The organism is Psychrobacter sp. Sarcosine-3u-12, assembly GCF_002836005.1.
Classification (GTDB): Bacteria; Pseudomonadota; Gammaproteobacteria; order Pseudomonadales; family Moraxellaceae; genus Psychrobacter; species Psychrobacter okhotskensis.
Window position 1 is genome coordinate 54,268 of the sequence record NZ_PJBY01000104.1, and the last position, 25,774, is coordinate 80,041.

Genomic DNA, 25,774 nt, shown 5'->3' on the forward strand with positions numbered 1-25,774 from the left:
ATGGGTTATTGTTCTTATCATCATGAGTGTGTATTTTTGGACAAATAATGCAGAGGGATGACAGAGGCATTGACAGCAAAAGCTAGTACCCTGTGGCAGTTACACTTTTGCCAATAGTAAATATGATGTACACTGAGCAAGCAATATATCTTTTATTGATTTTATCCCATCATTCGCATTTTTACGTCTTATTAAATGTATTCGACAATAAATTCTCATAATAGGAGTTATTCATGGCTCAGCTTGATCCAAAAAATATTAATAAAATCGTACTGGCCTATTCAGGTGGTCTTGACACCTCAATCATCGCGAAGTGGCTACAAGTAACCTATGATGCCGAAGTGATTACCTTTACCGCTGATATCGGTCAGGGCGAAGAGGTGGAGCCGGCGCGTGCCAAAGCTAAAGCCATGGGTATCAAACATATCCATATCGAAGACTTGCGTGAAGAGTTCGCTCGTGATTACGTATTCCCAATGTTCCGTGCCAATGCCATTTATGAAGGCGAGTATCTGCTAGGTACTTCTATTGCGCGTCCACTCATTGCCAAGCGCTTGGTTGAAATCGCTAAAGAACATAACGCTGATGCCATCAGTCATGGCGCGACTGGTAAAGGTAACGACCAAGTACGTTTTGAGCTAGGTGCTGTTGCCTTGTCACCAGATGTGGTGACAATCGCACCTTGGCGTGAATGGGATTTATCGAGTCGTGAGAGCTTGATGGAATATGCCAAAGAGCATGATATTGCGATTGATTATGCGGGCAATAAGAAAAAATCTCCGTACTCAATGGATGCCAACTTGCTGCATATCTCTTATGAGGGCGGTATCCTAGAAGATCCGTATGCCGAAGCAGAAGACGACATGTGGCGCTGGTCAGTTAGCCCAGAACAAGCCCCTGACGAAGCACAGTATTTAGAGCTAGAATATGAGAAAGGCGACATCGTTGCGATTGATGGCGAAGCGCTCAAGCCTTATGAGGTGATGATTAAGCTCAACGAGATTGGTGGTAAGCATGGTATCGGTCGTTTAGATATCGTCGAAAACCGTTATGTCGGTATGAAATCACGCGGCTGCTATGAAACCCCAGCCGGTACGATTATGCTAAAAGCCCACCGCGGTATCGAATCTTTGACGCTTGACCGTGAAGCGGCGCATCTAAAAGATGAGCTAATGCCTCGTTATGCCAAGACTATTTACAATGGTTACTGGTTTAGCCCTGAGCGTATGATGCTACAGGCATTAATTGACAAGTCACAAGAATATGTCAACGGCACCGTACGTGTGAAGCTGTATAAAGGCGCTGTGAGCGTCGTCGGTCGTAAGTCTGATGATTCATTGTTCGATGAAAAAATTGCCACTTTTGAAGATGATGCTGGTGCTTATGATCAAAAAGACGCAGAAGGTTTCATTCGTTTGAATGGCTTACGTCTAGCGATTGAAGCCAGCCGTGGTCGTGATTTATCAAAATAATACCAAACGCCAAAAAGACGATTAGCTGTGTCAAAATCGCTTAACCTACAATGCGTAGTATTTGCACTCTTTTTCCTTACTACTCTAATTTTTGTGCATGGTATAAGCTTTCTAGCTATTTATCGTTAGATAATAGTTAATTGAGCTGATAAATCACAAAAAAAGCAGAGACCTATATTGATAGTGTCTCTGCTTTTTTATGGATGATAGTGATTGGTGAAACTGTATCGCCAAAATACTCTGAAAACGCGATGGTATTGCTGATATCTATTCAGTTTTCGCTTTTTCTGTGCCACCAGCTGCTTCATCATCTACCATGACAATGGCCACATCTTGCTGCTGACGTTCCTCGCTGCGTTCTTGCGCTAAGACCTCTTCGGTTGCTGGAACGGCACCGTTAGATTTTTGCGTTTGGTATTTTAAAGTAGCCAGCGCCCCAAGCACACCAATGACCACAATAATGATAAGAATCACTGGGTTTTTCCAAAGTGGTGTGGCCGCATCATATTCAATCGGTTTTTCACTGGTAGTGGCCGGTGTATTGTCATTGTTCCCACCGATCAACCCTAAGCTAACCAGCGGCGGTTTTGGCGGGGTAGCAGGTTCTGAGGTAATACGTAGCCGATTACGTTGTAAATATATTTCTGAAATCTTGGCCAACTGCAATAGCCAGCGCTGATGCGGTAAGGTAACGGCAGTCATTTCTGCAAACATCAATAAATCATTGTGTCCACCTTGCTGAATGTTTTCAGTAGAGCGGCCAATCGCCTTTAAGTAATTGCCAGTAGCCAGCTGCATATCTTGTGCCGGCTCATAATTATCAGCTTTAAAATTATTCAGTTTGTACCAATAAGGATCGAAAGGTGGTGGCGTACTTAAGAGTTGCTCTGCATCTAACAACTCACATTCTGCACCATCTTCCGATACTATTTCTGTAGCGTCTGAAGACAAAGTGCTGCTTTTGTTATTATCAGTGTCGGCTAAGGTCGTAGGCATTATCTGGGTCTGGTCGGCGGCGAATCGATCTATCGACAAAAACTGTGGCTGCAATGCAAACCATTTATTAATTTCATCATTATCAAGCTGACTGTATTCCGCTAAAATAGCCAGCTCGCGCAGCACAATCACGCATAGCGATGTCAGTAAAATCTGCACTTGTGGCGTCGTAGCATCAATGCGGTTTGCAATGTACTCACTGGCCTTTATCACGCGAGCACTATCGTTAAATATGGCGTCTGCAGCATCGTGGCGATGGTATAACGTCGCACTGATGGTCGCAAAATTCATCGAGTTGTATTGCCTAAGCTCTTTGACAGCACTGCGTCCAAACAGCTTTTTGCTAACGACTTGACCTTGATAGCGCTGCTGATAAGCGAGAAGGGCACTAATAATGGCCTGCAAACTGCAATCAATTGCCAAGCGCGCTTGCGGCAAAGAAAGCTTGGCGGCATCAGCCAATAATGACACCATCGGCTGGGTATCTTGATATAGAAAATCATACATCGACACACGTGTCGGTGAAATAGTCGTCATAATCTGCTAGCATCAAAAAGTGTGCCCCTATATTACGGTGCCAAAAGCCTTGATACAATCCCTTAATAATAGAAAATCTCAATCATTTTGCTAATAATACTCCAAATGACAGCCGGAAGACCGCTATGACCAATAACGCAGACCTTGCTCCAAATACAGATATCGCTACGACGTTACTGATTAATATCGCTCAGCAGACCTTGACGGTATATCAGCAGAATAAAGAGCTCGCTCAATACTTAGTTTCTACCGCCAAAAATGGCATTGGCAGCCAGCAAGACAGTGGCTGTACGCCGCTCGGCCAGCATGTTATCGCAGAAAAAATAGGCAGTAGCGCACCTCGTAATGCTGTGTTTGTCGGTCGTGTGCCTACAGGGGAAGTATATAGTGCCGACTTTAGGGCTCTACATCCTGAGCGTGATTGGATATTGAGCCGTATTTTATGGTTAAGCGGCGTTGAGGAAGGGGTTAATAAAGGTCGCAATAGCCAAGGTGGCTGCGATACTTATCAGCGTTATATTTATATTCATGGCACACCAGACAGCGAACCGATGGGCGCGCCTTACTCACATGGCTGCGTGCGTATGCGCAACCAAGATATTATCGATTTGTTTGAACAAGTCGAAGAGGGTACACCCGTCACGATTGTAGCGAGTGAGAAAGACATCTTATAAACCCTTCAATGGTATTGTATTAATAAACAATGAAACTTAAAAAGATAGCCATAATGCATTGAGCTGTCTTTTCTAAGCGTTCATGTCGATATAAATATGTCTACCTAATGGTGACTACCAAAATATATCGTTATCTTTAACGTTAGCCAAGCGTTTATGATGGCGATTATAGTCATCACTTAGCCTCGCAGCAAACCAACCGGCGCCATACAAAGCATTGGTATCCACTGTGGATTTTTGCTGATAACGCTGTTGGTATTGATTATGATCTAGATATCGCCCCAGTGCTTTTTGCGCTTTGATCAGACGTTTTAACCCGCGTTTATTTTTCTTTTTAGCCCCTTTTTTACGCAATAACGGCGTGGCAAATTCACTGATATAACGTGAGTTTTTTAGCTGATAGCGTAATTTATGCTGGGCTTGCTGTTTATCGTTGCTATATGAATCCATCCTATATAAATTATGACTTTCCAAATCATGGCCTTCTAAGTTAGAGCTATCTGGTTCAGCATTATTGATATCATCAAGATTTTGTATAGCTTTGAGCATTTTTTTATGCTGTTTGCTAAGTACTTTTACTATTTTATCACGGGCAAGCTTATCAGCTTTGGGCTCAAGGTTTGGGTCACTCATGGTAAAAGCTATTAGCTCGAGCAAAGTCAGTTGAAAGTCATTGGCTCGTACTGCATCGATAGGGTTAATCTTGACCGTATTCATATCTGTAGACCAATCAACCACAGGCGCGCCATGCTCTTGTAATTTCGGCTCGATATGGCTGGCAAGATAAGAAATCTCTTGATAATCAGCCAATAAGTTGGCGGTTTGTTTCAGTATCAGCGGCCAATCCGGGTTGATCTCATCAGAGAAGCTTGCAAAGGCTTTCAGCGTAGTAAGCAGGCGATGAATACCGATACGCAATTGGAGAACATGCGCATCATCTGTGCTGTCAGCGACGATAGCACTGCTGTTTGGCAGTATTTGTAGCAGACAGTTATGGACTACCGCACGGACAAAGGCGGGCATGCTGCCGTCTTTTTTAACCATTAGCTGACTAAGATTAGCGCTAACTGCTGGGCTATGGGGCTGTCCTTGGATAAGTAGACCACCGCGCTCCGCTTTCGTCACGGTAGACAAGCAGAGTTTATAACGCTGACACCAGCTTTTTGCGGTGATAAATAAAAAATCTAAATCTCCTGAGATTAGCTCAAATTCGATCTCTTGAATGGCCTCTCGATGATTATCATCATTACCATGAATGATTTCGCCATAATCGTACGCCATCTCGATCATATTGTCGCCTTGCTCGCTATCCTCTTCTACCAGCAAGCGCGTGGTACGCCGTACATCAGTGACATACTGACGATTGAGCTGCTTGGCCAGTTTTTTGAGGTTAAATACCGCCAATGCTGGTGCAATTGGCGTGTCCTGATAAATCGTTAAATCTGGCATGAGCTCATGCTTGTCGAGCATTGCTTGTACCTGCTCATTATTCAATACGGCATTGTGCTCTAAGCGCGCCGCAATACCATCACCACCTGCTTTGATGGTCTGTACCCAAGCATCGCCTTCTTTACGAATACGCAGACCAATACCCGCTTGCGCCAGTTGCTGATCAGGGGTATCAAAATAATGTGCGGCCAGTTGCAGTACTTGTGACGATTTGACTTGAGCTTGACGCATTAGACTTTTTAACCGTGCCTCCGGTACCAAAAATTTCAGCTCTATTTCTTGCATCGTATATTCCTAGTTGTTTGATAATTATAATCAACTTAATAACATCGTATGAAAGCTATCTCATAATCACAAGTGAAATTTTGACTGTTTGCGTGCTTTTTATCGCTAACAATATACTTTTGGCAAATAATCATTATAATCAGGGCAAGGAATTAAACAAAAGTAAGATAAAAATGGAGTTGCAGCGATGAAAACGAGATTAAAGAAGACAAGGGCTTTTTCTGTCAGGCAAACCTTTAAACCAAACACGTCAGCATCGGATTACAGTGATTCTATCTACAAAACTGCTAACTGGCTTAAAGTATGTAGCGTTATAGCCTTAACTACTATTGTCGCTAGTGGCTGCAGTCCACAAAATGAGGAGTATGAATCAGAACAGAGTAGCGCTGAGACTGAATATGTGACGACGGAACAAGCGGTTGAAGAGATAACAGATCAGGGTGCTGATATATCAGATACCAATAATAAAGACTCGCTTAAGTTACAAGTAGAAAACCTATCCAATGATAGTGAGCAGACCCTTAATAGCCAAGCGGCTGATATCAAAATAGCAGGTAAGACGTTACTGATTACGGCGGCAGCTGACTTCAAAGTAGAGGATGTGGTTGAGAGCAGTAGCGCTATTGAGAATCTGACCTATCAGCAAAGCGGTTATGTGGCATCAAGTCATATTAGCAATCGGGAGCGTGATAGTCGTGGTTTTGTGCAAGGGGATAAAAATGTTGTTTTGACGACTTATTATCGACAAGCTGAGATGACCGTACGTATCCCTAGACAAAACGTGAACAAGTTCCTAAAACAAGTGCAGCAGCAAGTGGCTTTTTTGAATGAACAGGAATTCTCGGCTCAAGATGTCACTTTGGATATATATCGCGAGCAACTGGCAAGTAATCTCAATAGTGATATGGCAAAGGATCTCAGTCAAGAGCGGCTTAATAGCAAAAATGACAAAGATCAAACCAGTAATGTCGATACGATCACCGCCACCTATGCTGCGCGGCAACAGCAGGAATATGCGCAGTTAGAGCAAATGAATATTACGGATAGAGTGAAATACAGTACGATCAACCTAACTTTTACGCAACCAGATATCAGTTATAAAGAAACGACGCAGAATATAGATCTGCTGATAGAGGCTGAACGCCCAAGCTTTAGCGCACAAGTGAGTCAGGCATTCAAACAAGGTTGGGAGATGTTAAGAGAAGTCGCTATTACTTTGATTAGACTGTGGTGGCTTGTCGTACTGCTAGCAGTATTTTATGGGGTCTATAGACTCATAAAAATGCTGTATCGCAAATTTCGTAGAAGTACTAGGCGTATGAACCACGCCAAGCTCAACGCAAAACGTAGGTCTGAGATAAAAACCAAGGGCAATAGTCATATTGATGACCGCCATTCTAATGACTGAAGCATTTTGTCTATTGGACGCTAATTTTTAAATATTTTTCAATGCAATCAGTTTGTGATGGCATTTTTATAATTGAGTAGGGCGTGTCCTCACTTTTAGGTACTTTGTTCAGATTGAGGACACGTCCTAAATCTGCTCATAAAAAAGCCGCCCTACATAGTGTAGGGCGGCTTTTCTTGTAACCTTTACTTATAAAAAGTATTTATAAAGTGTCGGTGATTAGAACTGGTTCATCGTGTTCTTGCCGCCGCCAGCTTTAAGGGCATTGTCACCAGAGAAGATCTCTTTGTGGTCATCGCCAAGGTCAGAACCGGCCATTGCTTGGTGCTTAACACAAGCGATGCCTTCACGGATTTCTTTACGTTGTACGCCAGCTGCATAAGCAAGCATACCGTCTTCACCGAAATAGCCTTTAGCAAGCTCATGCACGCTAAGTGCCGTGGTGTGGTAAGTCGGTAGCGTGATTAAGTGATGGAATACACCCGCTTCACGTGATGCATCACGTTGGAAGTTTTTAGCAGCGATATCAGCTGCTTCATCAAGCTCAGTACCGTCATAATCAGCGCTCATCAAGTCATCTTTATTGTACTTAGAGATGTCTTTGCCTTCTTCTTCCCACTGAGCGATTACTTGTTTACGGAAGTTAAGCGTCCAGTTGAATGATGGGCTGTTGTTGTATACAAGCTTCGCTTTAGGCTGCTCTTCTTTGATACGATCAACCATCATTTTGATGTGTTCTACGTCTGGAGTCGGTGTTTCGATCCATAATAGGTCAGCACCATTTTCTAGAGCAGTAACACAGTCAAGGACAACGCGATCGATGTTCGTATCTTCACGGAACTGATATAGACCATTGGCTAGACGTACTGGACGAACTAATTTGCCGTTGTGCTTAAGCAAGCTGTCGTTTTCGTTGGCGTTCTCTAGCGTCACTTCTTCCATTTCGATGAAGTCGATGTATTTAGAAGCTAAATCGCCTGGCTCATTTGATACTGGGATTTTTTGCGTTAGTGATGCGCCTTCAGAGTCAGTACGAGCAACGATGATGCCGTCTTCAACACCAAGCTCTAAGAATGCATAACGAATCGCATTTAGTTTAGAGATGAAGTCTTCATGCGGTACAGTTACTTTACCTGCTTGGTGACCACATTGCTTAGCATCAGATACTTGGTTTTCAACCTGAATAGCACAAGCACCCGCTTCGATCATTTGCTTGGTTAGCAAGTAAGTCGCTTCTTCGTTACCGAAACCTGCATCGATGTCAGCAATGATTGGCACAACATGCGAATCAAAGTTTTCGATTTTTTCTAGGATAGCTGAGGTGTCTTGACCGGCTTCTTCTGCAGCGTTTAGCTCACGGAAATAATCGTTTAGTACTTTAGCATCGGCTTGGCGCAAGAAGGTGTAGATCTCTGCAATTAGCTTAGGTACAGAGGTTTTTTCGTGCATAGATTGGTCAGGAAGAGGACCAAACTCAGAGCGAAGGGCTGCAACCATCCAACCTGATAGGTAGATGTAAGTTTTTGACGTGGTACCAAAGTATTTTTTCTTAGCATACATGGTTTGCTGGGCAACAAAACCATGCCAAGCACCTAAAGACTGCGTGTACTGAGAAGTATCATTGTCATACTCTTCCATATCTTGACGCATGATTTTTGCAGTATACTTGGCGATATCCAAACCTGTTTTGAAGCGGTTTTGTGCCATCATACGTGCGGCATCAGTCTCGCTGATATTTTGCCAGTTACCGTGCTTTTGCTTTAATTCACGTACTAAATCGATCGCTGATTTATAAACAGTTGACATCTATAGTCTCCTTGGTGGGGTGTAAAAACGAGAAAAATTAAGTGATAAATTGATCACGACTGTCTGTTATTGAGAGATACAAAATAAGATTTTTATTAAGGTTCTCGACATCTAATAAGTATAGACATAACGAAAAGGAATGAATGGTTATATCAGCTAAAAATAAATGTATATTGAACGCAGCCCTACTTACCCTAAACAAACCTATCTATAAACACAAGAGATTTGCTGAACTCAGCAGTTAACAAATTGTCTAATACATAGTGATAGCGTGACGCTCATTCAGTATGTTTTGTGTGCTACCTAAACAATTATAGCGCTGTGGTTTTATAATTGGCGATGAGAGGTGTTACAATAATCATTGAGGCAATCAGCTAAAAAATATCACTGGCAAAAAATTTATCTAAATCGATTGCTAGGCAGTTGATTAGGTTTTGCTATCGATACGGACCATTAAAATATTATGTTGGTCGGTAAGCTTATAATCAGCGTCTCAGCCTACGGTTTATTGTTTGCGTGACGGCTTGTCTGTGTCACTCACTATAACTGCCTTACCAAGATTTATCTAATTTATGATAGTTATCTTGGGTATTTTATTTGGTTATAATGTATAAAAAACAATGTCTTATGATGGCTAGTTTGCGTTATAATTAGCTGATTGTAGGAACCCCTAGACAAAAAAATAGTAATATTATGCGGTTATAGACGATAAATATTTATGACAGTACTAAAAATACCAATATTTATAGTGGTATTTATTCTAAGGCAAAGAGAAATACATATGAATTTGCAGCGGGTTGATTTGAATTTATTGGTACATTTAGATGTGTTGTTGCGAGAAAAAAATGTGACACGTGCAGCTGAACAGCTTGGCATTACCCAACCGGCGATGAGTAATATTCTAAGGCGCTTACGTAAGCTGTTTAATGACCCACTATTAGTACGCTCATCAGAGGGCATGACCCCAACTGAGCGCGCCCTTGAGTTGCAGCCACGTATTCGCGAGATATTGGCTGACCTCACGCAAGTGTTAGAGCCACGTACCGAGTTTCGCCCTTATAGTACCTCACGCGTCTTTCGCATTATGACTTCAGATTATGCCGAGGCGACCTTAGTACCCAAGCTAGTAAAAGCGCTACGTTCCGAAGCGCCCAACGTCATTTTGGATTTCTTGACGCCATCTGATGTCTCCTATCGCGATATGGAGCAGGGACGGGTGGACTTGGCGATCAACCGCTTTAACGAGATACCGCAAAGCTTCCATCAAGTGCTCGTATGGCGCGATACGTTTAGTTGCTTGCTATCGTCAGAAAGCCCCTATGCCAATCGTTTTAATCTAAAAAACTATCTAAAAGCGCAGCATGTTTGGGTGTCCAAGACAGGCATGGGCGTGGGATTTGGGGTCAATCCAGAAAAATCTGGCGGCCTAGGCTCAATTGATCAAGCACTGCAACGTTTGGGTCAAAAGCGTCAAATCAGCGTCTTTACGCGTCACTATCAGATGCCGGCGATGCTCGCCGCCAATAAAGATTTGATTGCGACATTGCCGACGCGGGTGGCAAAAATGCAGGCCAATAATGACAGTATAAAAATGGAAGAGCCACCATTTTTTATTCCTGAATTTGAGCTAACGATGGCGTGGTCGCCTTTATTGCAGCATCACCCAGCCCATCGTTGGTTGCGCCAGCTCATTATGCATGTAGCGCGTCAAATCGTTGACGAGGAAGAGAATCCTCCACAAGATATCCCTATTATCAATCATTTGTTCTAACAAAATGTGAATAACATAAGTATCGCTTAAACAATCGATAAAACCAGCCCATATATCATGTGCTGGTTTTTTATTTGCTTGATTTCTTATCAAAGATTTCATAAATATATAGTCAGTGAAAAGTTATATCGATATCAGCAATACCGTCACGTTTTTGGGATATTTTGACTATAAGCAGTTATATATTAGGGCGTGTTGAACATTCACAAATAGTCTCTGTCAGTGCCATGGTCGAATGTTCAACACGCCCTAAATAGTTTTGATAAATATGCTAATAATCTGCCAAATATGTATTTAACAACGAATGAGTCACACTCTTAACATCTTACGCACACTTCTTTATATCTTGTAAAACTTCAAAGCAAATGATTTGTTATGATAGCTCTACATTAAGAAAAAAGACAACTAGAGCATCCATTGTTAAGACAGGCGACACGATCGAAGCTTCTTAAAGTTTTGATTAAGTGCAACTCTAAATTAGCATTAGCTAACTAGCATTAACTAAGAACAACAAATAAATAAGGGCAACAATCATGGCAGATATTACTACTGTAAACCCAGCAACAGGCGAAGATATTAAAGATTACGACTATATGAGTAATGATGAGGTCAACAACATCGTTGAAGCCTCACATCAAGCGTTTCTAGAATGGCGTAAAACCAGTCATGAAGAGCGCGCGAAGGTTATTAACTCTATTGGCGAAACCCTGATGAAGTATAAAGAAGAGCTGTCTCGTCTTATGACTGAGGAGCGTGGTAAACTTTATAGTCAGAGTCTACAAGAAGTTGATCTGTGTAAAGCCATTTGTGATTACACTGCAGAAAAAGGTGTGGCCGCGCTTGCTGACGATGAACGTGACATCGAAGGTCTCAAAAAAGGTATTGTCACTTATCAGCCCATTGGTGTCATTTATGGTATGCAGCCTTGGAATTTTCCAGCGTATCAAGTGTTCCGCTATACCATAGCCAATTTGATGGCAGGTAACAGCATTCTGCTCAAGCACGCAGCAAACGTGACTGGTTCTGGCTTATTAATTGAAAAAATATTCCATGAGTCTGACTTACCAAACGACTTGTTCCGTACCATTTTAATTGATCATGATCAGTCAGAGAAATTAATTGGTAATGATAAAGTACGCGGTGTGACGCTCACTGGTAGTGATGGTGCAGGTAGTATCGTCGGTCAGCAAGCAGCCAAAGCAATCAAAAAAGCAGTTCTAGAGCTGGGTTCAAATGACGCATTTATCGTTTTAGAAGATGCTGATCTTGAGCTTGCAGTACAAACTTGTACGCTAGCGCGTCTGATAAATAATGGCGAAACTTGTGTGGCTGCAAAGCGCTTTATCGTTGTTGATAGCCTGTATGACGAGTTCCGTGAGCGTATCGTTGAAGAGTTTGCAAGTAAAAAAGCCGGCGATCCAATGGATGACAGCTCAGATCTTGGACCACTAGCGCGCAAAGACTTGCAAGAAAAGTTGCATGAGCAAGTAGAAGAAAGTGTTAGCAAAGGTGCTACGATATCAGTTGGCGGTAAATTGCCAGAAGGTAAAGGCAGCTTTTATCCTGCAACTATTTTAGAGAACGTCGAAAAAGGCCAACCTGCCTATGATGACGAGCTATTTGGTCCAGTTGCAGCGCTAATACGAGCTAAAGATCAAGACGATGCCTTACGTATCGCTAATGACAGCCGTTATGGTTTAGGTGGCGCGATCTTCTCAAAAGATGAGGACAAAGCGATTCGCTTAGCTAATGAGCAGTTCGATACTGGCATGGTCTATATCAATGGTTATGGTCTTGCAAATCCAGCATTACCGTTCGGTGGTGTAAAAAACTCAGGTCACGGCCGTGAGCATGGTGGTTTTGGTATTAAAGAGTTTGTAAACATCAAAGGTGTCCACGTGCATAACAGCTAAGAGCACGTACAGATTTTGAAGCTAAAACGCTTTAAATATTAGATACTGAAAAGCCCAGTCATTCATTAATTGAGTGACTGGGCTTTTTTATGATTGATAGTTTTAAATGATTACTAATTTTCTTTACTACTTGTTACTGCTTTAACTGTCTAAATACAGCTTTAAAGGTAATGTGGGCAATATAGAAAAAGTTCCTTTGTCCTGACTGTTCAGGTTGATGACACTTTTAGCTAATAATAAAATTGTCCAAGGTAGCAGTTGATGTTCAAGCTTTTGGACGCGCGCTTGTAGGCTATCGGCAGTATCTTTTTGGTTAATCTCTAAAAAAGCTTGGGTCAAAACAGCGCCCGCATCGAGCTCAGCGGTGACGACATGGATGCTGCAACCATGATGACGTTCGCCTGCTTGTATGGCACGTTGATGGGTATCAAGGCCTTTATAAACAGGTAGCAGGGAAGGGTGCAGATTAATCATCGGTGGAGGTATATTGTCGATGAAACCTGCGCTAAGTACCCGCATAAAGCCAGCCAACACGATTAGGTCAGGTTGCCATGCCGTTAGTTGGGCGCTGGCATGAGTCTCAAAAGTTTTGATGGCCATGCGTTTGCCACTATCAGTATGTGATAGCACGGCGACAGGTATGTTAGCTTGCTCGGCACGCTTGATAGCGTAGGCGTCTTCACGATTACTAATGACGCCGACGATCTCAATTGGTAGTGTACCTGCTTGCATGGCATCTATTAATACTTGTAGATTGCTACCACTACCTGATACCAAAACGGCAATGCGTAATGGTTTATTGTTGCTAGTTTTGATAGGACTGTCTGACATTAACGGTACACCACGGCATCCGCCTGATCATCAGTGCTGCGCTTGATCATTTCGCCTAGTTGCCACGCTTTTTCGCCAGCATCGTTCAAGGTTTGAATAGCAGCATCTGCCTTATCTTTTGGTACGACAATGACAAAGCCGACGCCGCAGTTAAAGGTACGGTACATCTCACTTTGCTCGATATTACCTTGGGTTTGCAACCAAGTGAACAGCTCTGAGAACTGCCAGCTATTGGTATCGATGCTAGCGGCTAGAGTTTCAGGCAGTACGCGTGGTAAGTTGTCCGTTAAGCCGCCACCGGTGATATGTGACATGGCATGTAAAGCTGAGCTACCAAGAGTATCTTGCAAGGCTTTAATGGCTTTTACGTAGATACGCGTCGGTGCCATTAGCGCGTCTTGGATAGATTGACCATCTAATTGCTCATCACTGCTAGTGACATCAGTCCCGCTGACTTCGATGACTTTACGCACTAATGAGTAGCCGTTAGAATGCGCGCCACTTGAGGCAAGGGCGATTAAAACATCGCCCTCTGCGACATTTTCGCCAGTGATGACTTCCGCTTCTTCAACCACGCCGACACAAAACCCTGCCAAGTCGTAATCATCGTTTTGATACATGCCTGGCATCTCAGCAGTTTCGCCACCTATAAGCGCGCAATTGGCCAACTTACAACCATCACCAATCCCGCTGACAACAGTAGCAGCCACATCCACATCGAGCTTACCCGTTGCATAGTAATCTAAAAAGAACAAAGGCTCAGCACCGCATACCAATAGGTCGTTGACACACATCGCTACCAAGTCGATGCCGATCGTCTCATGACGATTGAGCTGTAGCGCGAGTTTGAGCTTAGTACCGACACCATCTGTACCAGAAACCAATAGCGGCGAGGTGTAACCTGTCGGAATACGGCATAACGCGCCAAAACCACCCAGTCCACCCACGACTTCAGGACGCGTCGTGGCTTTTGCTACGGACTTGATTCGTTGCACCAATGCATCGCCTGCATCGATATCAACGCCGGCATCTTTGTAGCTTAACGAAGGCTTGTCACTCATAGTCATCTCACAGTTGGGGGCTATATAATTGGAATTAACCGATAAATTATTTATTGACATTAATAATAGCAGTCAATGTTACAAAGTTTGAAGTTAGTGGGCGCATTATACCTAATAATAGACCTCACTCGCAAAGCAACTTGCCAATATTCGGCCAAGATTAGAAATAAGCGATAAATAAAAAGTTAAGAAACAAAAAATGACTGCTTTTTTTGTCGACTCTGCGATAATAAAACACTTAGAATCAAAGCACTTAGAATTTGTAGACGTACCGATAACGATACAGTGAGTTTGTGGCAATAAAACTGCAATCTCAACGATAAGTTATCGCGATTAGCTTACTTTTAGGATGGCCCTTAATGACCAAACAATCGATAGACCCTTTTTTCCGGCGCTTATTTATCGTCGCCGTGCTCATCATTGCTGTTGTTTTGCTTTATTTAATGATGCCGGTCATTTTGCCGTTCATCTTTGCTTTTGTACTCGCTTATTTGTTCAATCCATTGGTCAAACGTCTCTCAAAGTATATCAAGCGCTGGATAGCTATTATTATTGTTTATGCTACCATTACCTTGGGGATGGTATTGCTGCTCTGGTGGCTGATACCGACATTGCTGCATCAGCTACAAGCGGCTTGGGAATATCTGCCCAAGGTTTTGAATTGGTATAATCAGGTAGTTCGCGGATGGTTTGTTGCGAATGCCAATATCCGCTTGCCCATACTAGAAACCAAAGGATTCTCTGAAACCTTGGTTGAATATCTGCAAACACATTATAAGTTCTCTGATGCCAGCTCGATGATGAGTCAGGTGCTTGCTTCAAGCATGAGCTTTATCAATAATGCAGGATTGATTGTCTTAGTACCGATTTTGACTTTTTACTTTTTGTTCAATTGGGACAAACGCATACAGATGTGGAAGACAGCGATTCCAGGGCCGTACTGCGAAAAAGTTATTGGTATTGCCCAAGAGTGTGATCGGGCATTGATGGCGTTTATCAAAGGTCAGCTGTTGGTGATGGTGTTGTTGGGCGCAATTTATGCTGTACAGTTGCAGCTCATTGGGCTTGAGCTGGGTCTCATTATCGGCATGGTGGCAGGTATTGCTAGCTTCGTACCTTATCTGGGCTTCGGTATTGGCTTCATCGCTGCTATTATTGCGTGTTTGTTCCAGTTTGGCTTAGATTGGACGTATTTATCCTTAATCGTTGGCGCATTTTTAATCGGTCAAGCGGCAGAAGGCTACATCCTACAGCCTTTATTGTTGGGCGATAAGATCGGATTGTCACCTTTATGGGTTATATTTTCGGTACTAGCAGGCGCAAGTCTATTGGGTTTTGTTGGTATGCTTATCGCGCTACCGGTGTCTGCCGTCCTAAATGTATTGTTCCGCCACTTGTATGCTTATTATCTCTCCACGGACTTTTACAAAGGTCGTAAACAGTTGGTGTTATTTAAAAAATAATAGGCGTAATGTCATTGAAAATTTATAAAATAGCTAGATAATAAGGGTGTCATTTAGGCTTAATAATTAATGACTGACAAAGCTTAGTAAGTAAAAGACTTGTCAGTCATTTTGCAAATATGTTATATATAGGCGCAGTAGTAACGCTAACAGCTGTTACTGTGAGCGTTTTGATACACGTCGTTAATTTTGATAAATATCATGTTTGACTGAGTGTAATCAAAACCTCAAGCTCGTTTATTTTATTAAGCCTACTTAAACTGAGCCTGTTTTAAAAGTTACCACGCCTTTTCCTTTTCTATCTATTGCGCTACGCAAACCGAGTTGATGATTCATGGCAGAAGCACAGCTAAGTCTCAATCTGGACATTAAGCATGATGCGAGTCTCAGTGACTTTGCCGGTCCCGGTTGGATGTCGATTATTGATGCAGTGCGGCAGCTACATGTCGGCCTGATTGGTCAGCTGTACCTGTTTGGCAGCCCTGCAACTGGTAAGTCCCATCTACTATCCGCTATTTGTGAGTCATTCATTGAGATGGACAAGTCAGCGATCTGTTTGTCGCTCAATGAATTGATCCATACCGATGTCAATGTGCTGTCTTCTCTTGAGAACTTCTCGCTTATCGCCATCGATGACTTAGAAGTGCTTGAGCAAAGTAGTCAATGGCAAGAAGCCTTATTCCATCTCATTAATCGTAGCCGTGAAGGGCAGCGCCAGTTATTATTTGCTGCCAATAAGCCTGCGGGCGAGTTACCATTTCAATTGAGGGATTTGCTCACTCGTCTGGCACAAGCGCCTACCTTTAAAGTACCGAATGGTCACGATCTTGCTGACCGTCAAGCCTTGCTGCAGTCTATCTTACGTCGCCGTGGTTGGCAGTTTGATGAGCGTATTATTGATTATCTTCTGACCGAAGGGCCACATCGTATCGGTGCCATGATGGAGGTGCTCAATTATATTCAGCCGATGTTCTCAAATCTTGGGCGTAGTAACATCTCTAAAGCGGTCATCAGTGATGCCTTGCGTACGATTGATGAGCAAACGCTGGCAGCTGAGCTTGCGGATATTGCTCAAGAGACACAAGTGGATAATGAGGCAGCCAATCAGGATCAACATACGATGCCACTCGATTTTTAATACTAGATTTTTAATATTAGAAACACCATTTGTTTCTATCCAAAATGTCGCTGTTATCAATGCATTTACTATCAATGGGACCACTTATGAAAACCAATACTTCTTTGCTAAAAAAACTGACCATCAGCACCTTACTTATCAGTGCCGGATCGGTATCTATGCTCTCAAATGCCGCTGTTACTTTGCTCGTTGATGACTATATCAAAGTGACTGCTATCAATGGTCAAGAAGTTCAACAGAGTCCTTTTCAGGCATTGACTAAACAATTCACCTTGCAGCCGGGTCAGCATGCGATTACTGCTAAGTATGACCGCTTGTATAATCTGCCGCGTGACGAGCATGATTATTTGCGTTCAGGCAATGTGAGTGTGACAGCCGAACTGGCAGACAACCAGACATACCGCTTGACCATGCCTAATCAACCAGAAAAGTATGAGGCAGCCAAAGATTATGTCAAACAGCCAACCCTTGCGATACAGCAAGACGATGCCATTATTGCCAGTCAACAGGGCGTTGCAAATGGTAATGATGGCTTGTTTGCTGGATTGGGTAAAGCGATAGGCGGCGTATTTGGTGGTGGCGGTGATGCAGAATTACAGAACCAACGCGCAATCGCAGCTCTCAATCAGCCAACGGCGAGTACTCAGAATAATACAGGTAGTATGTCTTCAAATACCTATACCGTGGCGCCAGTAGGGACGAGCAATCAAAGCACCAATACCCTTGATAGCTTCATGCAGTTATGGCTACAAGCAACGCCAGCTGAACGCGAAAAAATTCGCCAGTGGGTACAGCAGTAGATTCTACTCTTTAAACATGTGAAGATATAACCCAAACTTCACCCACAAAAAAGCACCCATAGCGGGTGCTTTTTTATGACATATAATTTTACTTATAACCGACTTCTAAGGCTGGTCGCTCTTAAAGTCAGCTACCTTTAAGTATTAACTATTTTGCTAAAAAAGCATTATACATCCAAATTAGCTTTTCTTGCTGCTGCACATAGCCGTCGACTAAATCGGCAGTACCTTGGTCTTCCGCTTCTACCGCCAGCGCTGATACTTGACGCTGCTCTGAGATAAGCGCTTGTAGGCCAGTAACTACGCCTTTTACACAAGTATTGCCATCTTTGACGTTTTTATCTTCCTGAATACTTGTATGTTTCGTAAAGTCGCTATACGCATGGAGTGGTGTACCACCTAAGGTTAAAATACGTTCAGCGATTTCGTCAATCTCGACTTGTAGGCTGGTATACAGCTCTTCAAACTGTGGGTGCAAAGTAAAGAAGTGCTCACCTTTGACGTTCCAATGATAGCCACGAACGTTAATATAGAACATGTGATAGCTTGATAGTAAGCTATTAAGTTTAGTGATGACACCGCTCATATCTGATTGTTCTAGACCGATTTGGTTGGTCGCATTATTAGTGTTACTCATAATATTATCCTTATAGTGTGAGTGTTAATGTAAGAGACTGATTATAACAGACTAAGAGGGTAGCAAACCCTATGATGCATTGCTATGCTTGTTCTTATGCTGAATGATAGAACTCTATTTTAATTGATAAAGATCTATTTATTAAGTCCGTCATAATCTTGCTGTCGATGTTCATTATAATAGCAAAGCAGCGTCGATAAGTTAATTTCAATAATTATAAGTCTATGATTGATTTTTTAAAATTATAAGCTTATGAGTTCAAAAGCTTATAAGTTCAAAAAATGGACTATTACCCTTTATGCAGGGGGTTGTAAGCTTTCAGGATTTAAACCTTTAACTGGAACCACTTCTTGTAGGTGTTGACGTACCGTATCGATTGGAAATTTCTGTGCTTGCAAACGTTTAGGGACAATTTGGCTGCCTTGTTGACCTTTCATCTCAAACATCATAAAGATATAGTCGTCAGTCTCATCCCAGCTTTTGACCGCTGTCCATGGAATAACCGCTTGTTGGGTCGCTCCTGCACGCATTTGCATGCCACGCATTTGCGAGTTTTTCATCATATCAGGTTGATTGGTTGGCATCGCCATGACCAAGCCATGTTTTTGTACACCCAACTTCATCTGGCGCATCTCATCTGGCATCTCTTGATCAGCCACTTGTTTTTCAAACTCTCTTTTGACGTACCATTTAAAACCTAAGGTACGCACCAACAGATAAACCACGACCGAAACCAACATGACCCAAAAAATAATTGTGGAATAGCCAGTGACAAAGATTAACCCTGCAATGGCCAGTATCACGACTACCGCCATAATGACCCATTCTTTGGTCTTCAAACTTGAAAGACCAAACGAAGGGCTGGCACTGGCAAACAGTTCATACTGTGCTTGATGAAATTCCGCCTCGGTCAGGTTTAAGGCAACAGGTTGGAGCGTATAGGGGTACAGGGCCATAAAGGTTTCTCAAATACTTGTAGTAAAAGCGTTGGGTTTAAATCGCCAAAGCGAAGCTGCGATGCGGTACTTGGCTAGAAGTGTCATAAAGCTATGCGCTTATCTTACCGAAAAGTACTCCTAAATGAAACATATAAGCCGCTCTGTTCATTGATAGACGTCATATTAATGGCATTAATAGAGATTGGGACTGATTGTGGAAGCTAACCTTAAGTTTTTCATAGCAAGATAGTGGTATAACGTGCAACATTCAAACACGGCGTCACACTAAAAACTTTGCTATAACACAGGACAGTCACAGGTACGAAAATAGCCGAAAAGTAGTCAAAATAGCGTCTAAATAGGGGCAAAACATGGTCAAATCTGCTGGGTCTTGGTATTATAGCGACTACCTATTTTCTCATGACAAACAAGCTGTCACAACATAAGTTATAAAATGATAGCCTGCCCACTATAAAATCACTACAGCGTCAACTTCGCTAAACATAGTACTGTATAGCTTGTACTCGGTTTGCTTGTATTGATATTATTTTGGATTGACGATAGGTTAGGTTGTAAAATGAGCTTGGCTCATTATTGTTTTGATAATATTTTCTTAAAATTCCTTATTCACTCTCAGCGTTACAGGCAACTATTATGATTGATCCAAAACTCTTACGCGGCGATTTAAGCGATTTACAACAGCAGTTGGCTGCTCGTGGCTATACGCTTGATATGGAGTTCTGGCAAACCATTGAAAACGAGCGTAAATCGCTACAAGTCAAAACCGAAGAGTTGCAATCGCGCCGTAACGCTGGTGCTAAGCAAGTAGGGGCGCTAAAAAAATCGGGCGAAGATGCCAGTGAGCTGTTGGCTGAGATGCAAAGTGTCAGCGGTGAGATTAAGACGGCAGAAGACGAGCTGCGTACTCTGCAAGAGCGTATCAATCAAGCTGCCTTGCAGATTCCTAATATTCCAGCAGCAGATGTGCCAGTGGGTACGTCAGAAGATGATAATGTCGAAGTACGCAAATGGGGTACGCCGCGTAAGTTTGATTTCGACATCAAAGACCATACTCATATCGGTGAGACGCTCGGTATGCTCGACTTTGAAGCCGCAGCGAAGCTTACCGGTAGTCGTTTTAATGTATTAAAAGGTCAGCTTGCGCAAATGCATCGCGCCTTGATTCAGTTTATGCTCAATACCCATACTATAAAGTATGGCTATACTGAAACCTATCTGCCTTATATTGTCAATTCTGAAAGCTTAAAAGGTACGGGTCAGCTGCCGAAGTTTGAAGATGATTTGTTTAAATTGACCAATCATACCAATAATGAAGGTACAGATTTTTATCTGATTCCAACAGCGGAAGTACCGATGACCAACTTGGTACGTGGTGAGCGTTTGGATATCAAAGAGCTGCCATTAAAATTCACCGCGCATACGCCATGTTTCCGTAGTGAAGCCGGCTCGCATGGTCGTGATACCCGTGGTCTGATTCGCCAGCATCAGTTTGAAAAAGTTGAAATGGTTAATATCGCCACAGCCGAGCAGTCAGATGAGTTGCTTGAGGCGATGACTGGGCAAGCAGAATATATCTTGCAGCAGCTTGATTTGCCGTATCGCACGGTACTACTGTGTACGGGTGATATGGGTTTTAGCGCGCAAAAAACTTATGATATTGAAGTCTGGTTACCAAGCCAAGACACCTATCGTGAAATTTCAAGCTGCTCGAACTGTGGTGACTTCCAAGCACGCCGTATGAGTACGCGTGTTAAAGATGGCAAGCAGACCAGTTTGGCCCATACCTTAAATGGTTCAGGCTTAGCCGTTGGTCGTACCTTGTTAGCAGTGATGGAAAATTATCAAAACGCTGATGGTAGCATCACCATTCCAGAAGTATTGCGTCCGTATATGGGTGGCGTTGATACGATAAAAGGGTAAATAATGAGTATGGTGACACTATTAAAGTACTCTTTATTGATTCAGGTTTTAGGTTTATGCCTTATTCCAATGATTGGCTGTGCTGATAGTCGTGATAATGGCATTGCTTTTAATGATGTAGCCTCTAATAACACTGCTGTTACTGACACTGATGCTAAAGAATCAGTAGCAATCACTTTATATCTGCTAGGATATGATGTTCCAAAAAGTGAGCGCGAGCGAGTTGTTGCAAAAGATATAGCTATATTCAAGAAATATTTAAAAGAACATGCTGCTATTAAAAATATTGATGAATTATTTGAGGAAAGGTCGCCCACATATCTGCGCTCGACTTATAAAACAGTCAAGTTGTCAGCTTTAACCTTGTGTGAGTTCAACTACCCACTCAAATGTCTTAAAAGTATTGAAGATAATCATACTCCTTATACTGAAAGCCTCAAATCTATTCCATATGTCATTAATGATATTAATACATTAAAAAAGAGTGATGCTGGTGAGTTAGTTAGTGTGTTTCCTGATAATCTTTGGTTTGCCTCAACGCCTATACCCGATTATAACTATTTAACGAGACCTCTGATGACACAAAGCGTAATGGCACATTATAAAGACCCTTATTCGGGGTCAAAAACAGTGTGCGATAACATTAGCTTTAGCAAAAAATTAATACAGTCTAAACATAGTCTTATTCAAACTATGGTAGGGGTGAAGCTGCTAAACAGCCATCTTGATTTGCTAGCAAACTCTACCGAACCTATTTCATTAAGTTGTACTGAAGCTCTTATACCTATGACTGCCCAAGAGATATCCATATGCCCTGAAGTAAAAAATGAAGCTAAGCAGCTAAAAAATCTGCTGCTCAGTCTTGATGAAACGCCTATTTTATTCAATCACAACGCTTCGATTAAGCAAATTAATGAAGACACTCGGTTGTTTTGCAACTCAGAATGGACCTATAAAGTTAACAATGATGAGATGACGTCTTATCCGATAGTAGATATAAAAAACTCTAAACTATTTAATCGTACTGGCAGTATGCTTGTTAATATTGCTAAGGTTGATTACTCTGACTATCAAAACCGACTACTTGATGCCAATGCCAATCTACGTTTGTGGCAAGCGGCTATCGATCCGCAATGCCAAGATGCTGTTAGTAATCCTGAAGTATTAGATAGTTTGTTTATGGGAGAGTATTCAAATGCCAATGCTCCGCTTGTTAACTATCTAAACACTTTTTTAGATAGTTTAAATCGCGTTAGAGCATTACACGTTAACGATCAAAAACGACTCACTATTACTGCCTATGATCAATCGAGCAATACTATTGAAAATTCCAAAGTGAATACTGTCGAGGATTTATCATACATATCAGTCAGCTGTCGTACCGTTCAATAACTTCATGTTAAAATAGCTGAAAAATTAACACTGTACTATGCTTAATCCTCTCCTATATTTTTATTACCCTTACCACTAGGACACTCTATGCCAGCTCCAATTAATGAACGCAAACTTGCTAATGCCATCCGCGTTTTATCTTTTGATGCGGTGCAAAAAGCCAATTCAGGACACCCCGGTGCACCCATGGGTATGGCTGATATTGCCGAAGTATTATGGCGCAAGTTTTTAAAGCATAATCCTGCTGATCCGCAATGGCACAACCGTGACCGCTTTGTGTTGTCAAACGGCCATGGCTCGATGCTGATTTACTCGTTGCTGCATTTAACGGGTTATGATGTCAGCGTCGATGACTTAAAAGGCTTCCGTCAGTTGCATTCAAAAACCCCTGGTCACCCTGAGCTTGGTTATACGCCAGGTATTGAAACCACTACGGGTCCACTAGGTCAAGGCATCGCGAATGCGGTTGGTTTTGCGATTGCAGAGAAAACCTTAGCTGCGCAGTTCAACCGTGACGGACATAACATCGTTGACCACCATACTTATGCGTTCTTGGGTGATGGCTGCTTGATGGAAGGTATCAGCCATGAAGTTTGTTCATTAGCGGGCACGCTAGAGCTTGGTAAGTTAGTATTCTTCTATGATGACAATGGCATCTCCATCGATGGTGATGTCGAAGGCTGGTTTACTGATGACACGCAAGCACGCTTTGAAGCATATGGCTGGCAGGTTATCAAAGTCGATGGTCATGATACCGATGCGATTACGCAAGCGACAGAGCAAGCGATTGCTGAGACCACTAAGCCAAGCTTAATTATCTGTAAAACCACTATCGGTGCGGGCAGCCCGAACAAGCAAGGCTTAGCGGCTAGCCACGGTGCACCGCTTGGTGATGATGAAATTGCCTTGACCCGCGATGCGCTATCTTGGAAGCATGCCCCATTTGAATTAGATGACGAAATCTATGAAGCATGGGATGCTAAAGCCAAAGGCGACGTACAACAAAAGAACTGGGATGCTGACTTTGACGCTTATAAAAAAGCATATCCAGAATTAGCTGCTGAGTTACTACGCCGCTTAAATGGTGAATTGCCTGCTGATTTTGATAAGCAAGCACAAGCTTATATTCAGCAAACCCAAGAGCAGGGCGGTGATGTTGCCAGTCGTAAAGCCAGTCAAAATGCGATCAATACTTTGCAGCCATTATTACCAGAACTGTTGGGCGGTTCAGCGGATCTAGCAGGCTCAAACCTCACACTATTTAAAGGTGCGAAAGGCATCGAAACTGATAGCGATGGCAACTATATCTATTATGGCGTGCGCGAGTTCGGTATGACCGCGATTGCCAATGGTATCGCATTGCATGGCGGCTTTATCCCTTACGTAGCAACATTCCTCATGTTCATGGAATACGCGCGTAACGCCGTCCGTATGGGCGCATTGATGAAGCAACGTATCATCCACGTTTATACGCATGATTCAATCGGTCTGGGTGAAGATGGCCCAACGCATCAGCCAGTTGAGCAATTGACTAGCCTACGTACTACGCCAAACCTACGTACATGGCGTCCGTGTGATGCGACTGAATCTGCTAGTGCTTGGGTAGAAGCAATCAAGTCTGAAAACAACCCATCAGCATTGATCTTTAGCCGTCAGAGCTTGCCACATCAAGCACGTGACAGCGAGCAAGTAGCGAACATCACCAAAGGTGGTTATGTACTTGCGAAAGAGCAGGGCGAGCTACAAGCTATCATCATCGCAACTGGTTCAGAAGTTGGCCTAGCGATGGAAGCGTATGCAACGTTGAGCGCAAACGGTGTTGGCGTCCGTGTGGTCTCTATGCCATGTGCAGAGATTTTCGTTGAGCAAGATGCTAGCTATCGTGAAGCGGTATTGCCTGCCAATATCCGTGCCCGCGTTGCAGTCGAAGCGGCGCATGTAGATTACTGGTATAAGTTCGTTGGTCTAGATGGCAAAGTCATCGGCATGACCACTTATGGCGAATCTGCTCCTGCAGACCAGTTATACAAAGAGTTTGGTATCACGACTGACGCTGTGATTGAAGCGGTAAATAGTTTGGTGTAATAAGCTATTTGAATAATGTCAAAGCCCCAAGCTAATTAGATTGGCTTGGGGCTTTGACATTTTAGAATAGAGATTACGATTTGTGTTCAACGATAAATTTAGCCCTTTCATATAGTTCATCATAGGTAATGATATCGACTTTCCTAGAGTCTCTACGAAACAACTCAAATGTTTTGAACTTTATCTTTTTCTCTTTAGCTGAACAATTACTTTCTTCCAAACTCTTTAATGATCCAATGATCAAGAACGTTTTAGAATCATAAGCACGTTGAGTAATTAATTCTTCATTCTCATCGTAAAGCTCTTCTTGTTCTATTTTAATCTCACCACAAGCTTTTTGTTCAAGAATCTGAGAGTAGGAGTCAAGTAAGTCAGAAGATAGCTTCCAACAGCCGGAACGATTTTGTCGGCCACTGAACAACGTAGTTGTTGGTAATTTGATCTCTACAAAGGACGTAAATCTTTTATCACCAATCAAAAAATCTGCTATAACTGAACCTTTACCAGCAGCATCCGTATTAGAAGTATGAAACTCTTTTTGAAGTATGTTTTGAAATTTATAATCTAGCCCGTATCCGAATATCCATTGGTTTGAAGTAAAAAATTCCTGCCAAGCCTTCTCATCTTGAGTAGAGGGGTTGTTTAAAACATCTTTTTTATATTCACTTATATAATCTTCTTCTAATAATTTTCTAAATATCTCTAGCTGAGTCTTTCTGTAGCCAGTACTGACGATATCATGAGAGGTGATATTATCAGATGCTAATATTTGCTTCAAAATATCTTCACCTTCTCCATTTTCCATTATTTCCATAAAATTTTTGAATATTTCTGCATTATCATTATTTGAAGAAAGAGTTGTTTGCTTTTCATTAAAGCTACTAACATCAATATCAGTTAGAAAAGATAGAAAGGCTTTAAGTTGACCAGTACAAATTTTATTTAAACGCAAAGTTTCTTTTTCTTTTCCTCCAACAAATTTTGCTATTTCTAGTGTTCGAGCTTCACTACTATTTTTGCTAAATATGATTTTTATCTGAGTTCTTGAAGCGAGTTTGATCAAGTAAGCTGATCCATTTTCAATAATTTCCTCAGAAATTATTGAAAAGAACTTTCCCCCTTCAAATTCATGTTGATAGATTGTATCCAGTTTTGAGTTGAAAATAATTTCTTCTTC

19 protein-coding genes are annotated in these 25,774 nt (G+C 42.3%); 11 read left to right on the forward strand and 8 right to left on the reverse strand.

All coding sequences use genetic code 11. The features are described 5' to 3' along the window. The first annotated feature begins 233 nt into the window (after positions 1–233). Entirely contained in the window at positions 234–1,472 is a 1,239-nt protein-coding gene (locus CXF65_RS10485; RefSeq protein WP_025651358.1) for an argininosuccinate synthase, read from the forward strand. A gap of 267 nt (positions 1,473–1,739) precedes the next feature. Here CXF65_RS10485 and CXF65_RS10490 read toward each other — a convergent pair whose 3' ends face one another. After that, positions 1,740–3,005: a hypothetical protein gene (locus CXF65_RS10490; protein ID WP_101212007.1), complete on the reverse strand. Its 1,266-nt coding sequence runs from the start codon at positions 3,003–3,005 to the stop codon at positions 1,740–1,742. 125 nt (positions 3,006–3,130) lie between these two features. Here CXF65_RS10490 and CXF65_RS10495 point away from each other — a divergent pair, with 125 nt between their 5' ends. Next, entirely contained in the window at positions 3,131–3,679 is a 549-nt protein-coding gene (locus tag CXF65_RS10495) for a L,D-transpeptidase (RefSeq protein WP_101212008.1), read from the forward strand. 114 nt (positions 3,680–3,793) lie between these two features. Here CXF65_RS10495 and CXF65_RS10500 read toward each other — a convergent pair whose 3' ends face one another. Beyond that, entirely contained in the window at positions 3,794–5,413 is a 1,620-nt protein-coding gene (locus tag CXF65_RS10500) for a CYTH and CHAD domain-containing protein (RefSeq protein WP_101212009.1), read from the reverse strand. 187 nt (positions 5,414–5,600) lie between these two features. Here CXF65_RS10500 and CXF65_RS10505 point away from each other — a divergent pair, with 187 nt between their 5' ends. Further along, the gene (locus tag CXF65_RS10505) at positions 5,601–6,821 is read left to right on the forward strand and encodes a DUF4349 domain-containing protein (protein ID WP_101212010.1); all 1,221 of its coding nucleotides are present in this window, start codon (positions 5,601–5,603) and stop codon (positions 6,819–6,821) included. A gap of 219 nt (positions 6,822–7,040) precedes the next feature. On the opposite strand, the gene CXF65_RS10510 is transcribed toward CXF65_RS10505, so the two are convergent. Next, positions 7,041–8,627, reverse strand: a complete 1,587-nt coding sequence (locus CXF65_RS10510; RefSeq protein WP_025651363.1) for an isocitrate lyase — start codon at positions 8,625–8,627, stop codon at positions 7,041–7,043. Positions 8,628–9,408: 781 nt separating this feature from the next. Here CXF65_RS10510 and CXF65_RS10515 point away from each other — a divergent pair. Next, a complete protein-coding gene (locus CXF65_RS10515) occupies positions 9,409–10,398 on the forward strand; it encodes a LysR family transcriptional regulator (RefSeq protein ID WP_025651364.1) in 990 nt (329 codons plus the stop codon). A 533-nt stretch (positions 10,399–10,931) separates the two neighbouring features. Then, positions 10,932–12,311, forward strand: coding sequence for an NAD-dependent succinate-semialdehyde dehydrogenase (locus CXF65_RS10520; RefSeq protein WP_101212011.1), 1,380 nt, complete (start codon positions 10,932–10,934; stop codon positions 12,309–12,311). A 141-nt stretch (positions 12,312–12,452) separates the two neighbouring features. On the opposite strand, the gene purN is transcribed toward CXF65_RS10520, so the two are convergent. Both purN and purM read right to left on the reverse strand, forming a co-directional pair. Continuing rightward, positions 12,453–13,142, reverse strand: a complete 690-nt coding sequence (gene purN, locus CXF65_RS10525) for a phosphoribosylglycinamide formyltransferase (protein ID WP_101212012.1) — start codon at positions 13,140–13,142, stop codon at positions 12,453–12,455. Then, on the reverse strand, positions 13,142–14,203 hold the full coding sequence (gene purM / locus CXF65_RS10530) for a phosphoribosylformylglycinamidine cyclo-ligase (RefSeq protein WP_101212013.1): 1,062 nt from the start codon (positions 14,201–14,203) through the stop codon (positions 13,142–13,144). Before purM ends, purN begins: the two co-directional genes overlap by 1 nt. A gap of 359 nt (positions 14,204–14,562) precedes the next feature. On the opposite strand from purM, the gene CXF65_RS10535 reads away from it, so the two are divergent. The 3 genes from CXF65_RS10535 (at position 14,563) to CXF65_RS10545 (ending at position 17,604) form a co-directional block, all read left to right on the forward strand. Beyond that, positions 14,563–15,666, forward strand: a complete 1,104-nt coding sequence (locus CXF65_RS10535; RefSeq protein WP_101212014.1) for an AI-2E family transporter — start codon at positions 14,563–14,565, stop codon at positions 15,664–15,666. Positions 15,667–16,000: 334 nt separating this feature from the next. Beyond that, positions 16,001–16,804 carry a DnaA regulatory inactivator Hda gene (hda, locus tag CXF65_RS10540; RefSeq protein WP_101212015.1) on the forward strand — a complete coding sequence of 268 codons (804 nt, stop codon included), beginning with the start codon at positions 16,001–16,003 and terminating at the stop codon, positions 16,802–16,804. Positions 16,805–16,890: 86 nt separating this feature from the next. Continuing rightward, the gene (locus CXF65_RS10545; protein WP_101212016.1) at positions 16,891–17,604 is read left to right on the forward strand and encodes a DUF2057 family protein; all 714 of its coding nucleotides are present in this window, start codon (positions 16,891–16,893) and stop codon (positions 17,602–17,604) included. A 148-nt stretch (positions 17,605–17,752) separates the two neighbouring features. On the opposite strand, the gene CXF65_RS10550 is transcribed toward CXF65_RS10545, so the two are convergent. Next, positions 17,753–18,241 (reverse strand): Dps family protein, encoded by a 489-nt coding sequence (locus tag CXF65_RS10550; protein ID WP_025651371.1) that lies wholly within the window; start codon positions 18,239–18,241, stop codon positions 17,753–17,755. Positions 18,242–18,537: 296 nt separating this feature from the next. Continuing rightward, positions 18,538–19,197 (reverse strand): YcxB family protein, encoded by a 660-nt coding sequence (locus tag CXF65_RS10555; RefSeq protein WP_025651372.1) that lies wholly within the window; start codon positions 19,195–19,197, stop codon positions 18,538–18,540. 636 nt (positions 19,198–19,833) lie between these two features. Between CXF65_RS10555 and serS the strand changes: the two genes are divergently transcribed. The 3 genes from serS (at position 19,834) to tkt (ending at position 24,597) form a co-directional block, all read left to right on the forward strand. Next, on the forward strand, positions 19,834–21,120 hold the full coding sequence (gene serS, locus CXF65_RS10560; protein WP_101212017.1) for a serine--tRNA ligase: 1,287 nt from the start codon (positions 19,834–19,836) through the stop codon (positions 21,118–21,120). A gap of 3 nt (positions 21,121–21,123) precedes the next feature. Continuing rightward, positions 21,124–22,512, forward strand: coding sequence for a hypothetical protein (locus CXF65_RS10565; protein WP_101212018.1), 1,389 nt, complete (start codon positions 21,124–21,126; stop codon positions 22,510–22,512). Positions 22,513–22,599: 87 nt separating this feature from the next. After that, complete coding sequence (tkt, locus tag CXF65_RS10570; RefSeq protein WP_101212019.1) at positions 22,600–24,597, forward strand: transketolase; 1,998 nt, start codon at positions 22,600–22,602, stop codon at positions 24,595–24,597. Between the two features lie 73 nt (positions 24,598–24,670). Here the strand turns inward: tkt and CXF65_RS10575 are convergent. Beyond that, positions 24,671–25,774: Shedu immune nuclease family protein (locus tag CXF65_RS10575; RefSeq protein WP_101212020.1), on the reverse strand; the 1,104-nt coding region annotated here is incomplete at its 5' end.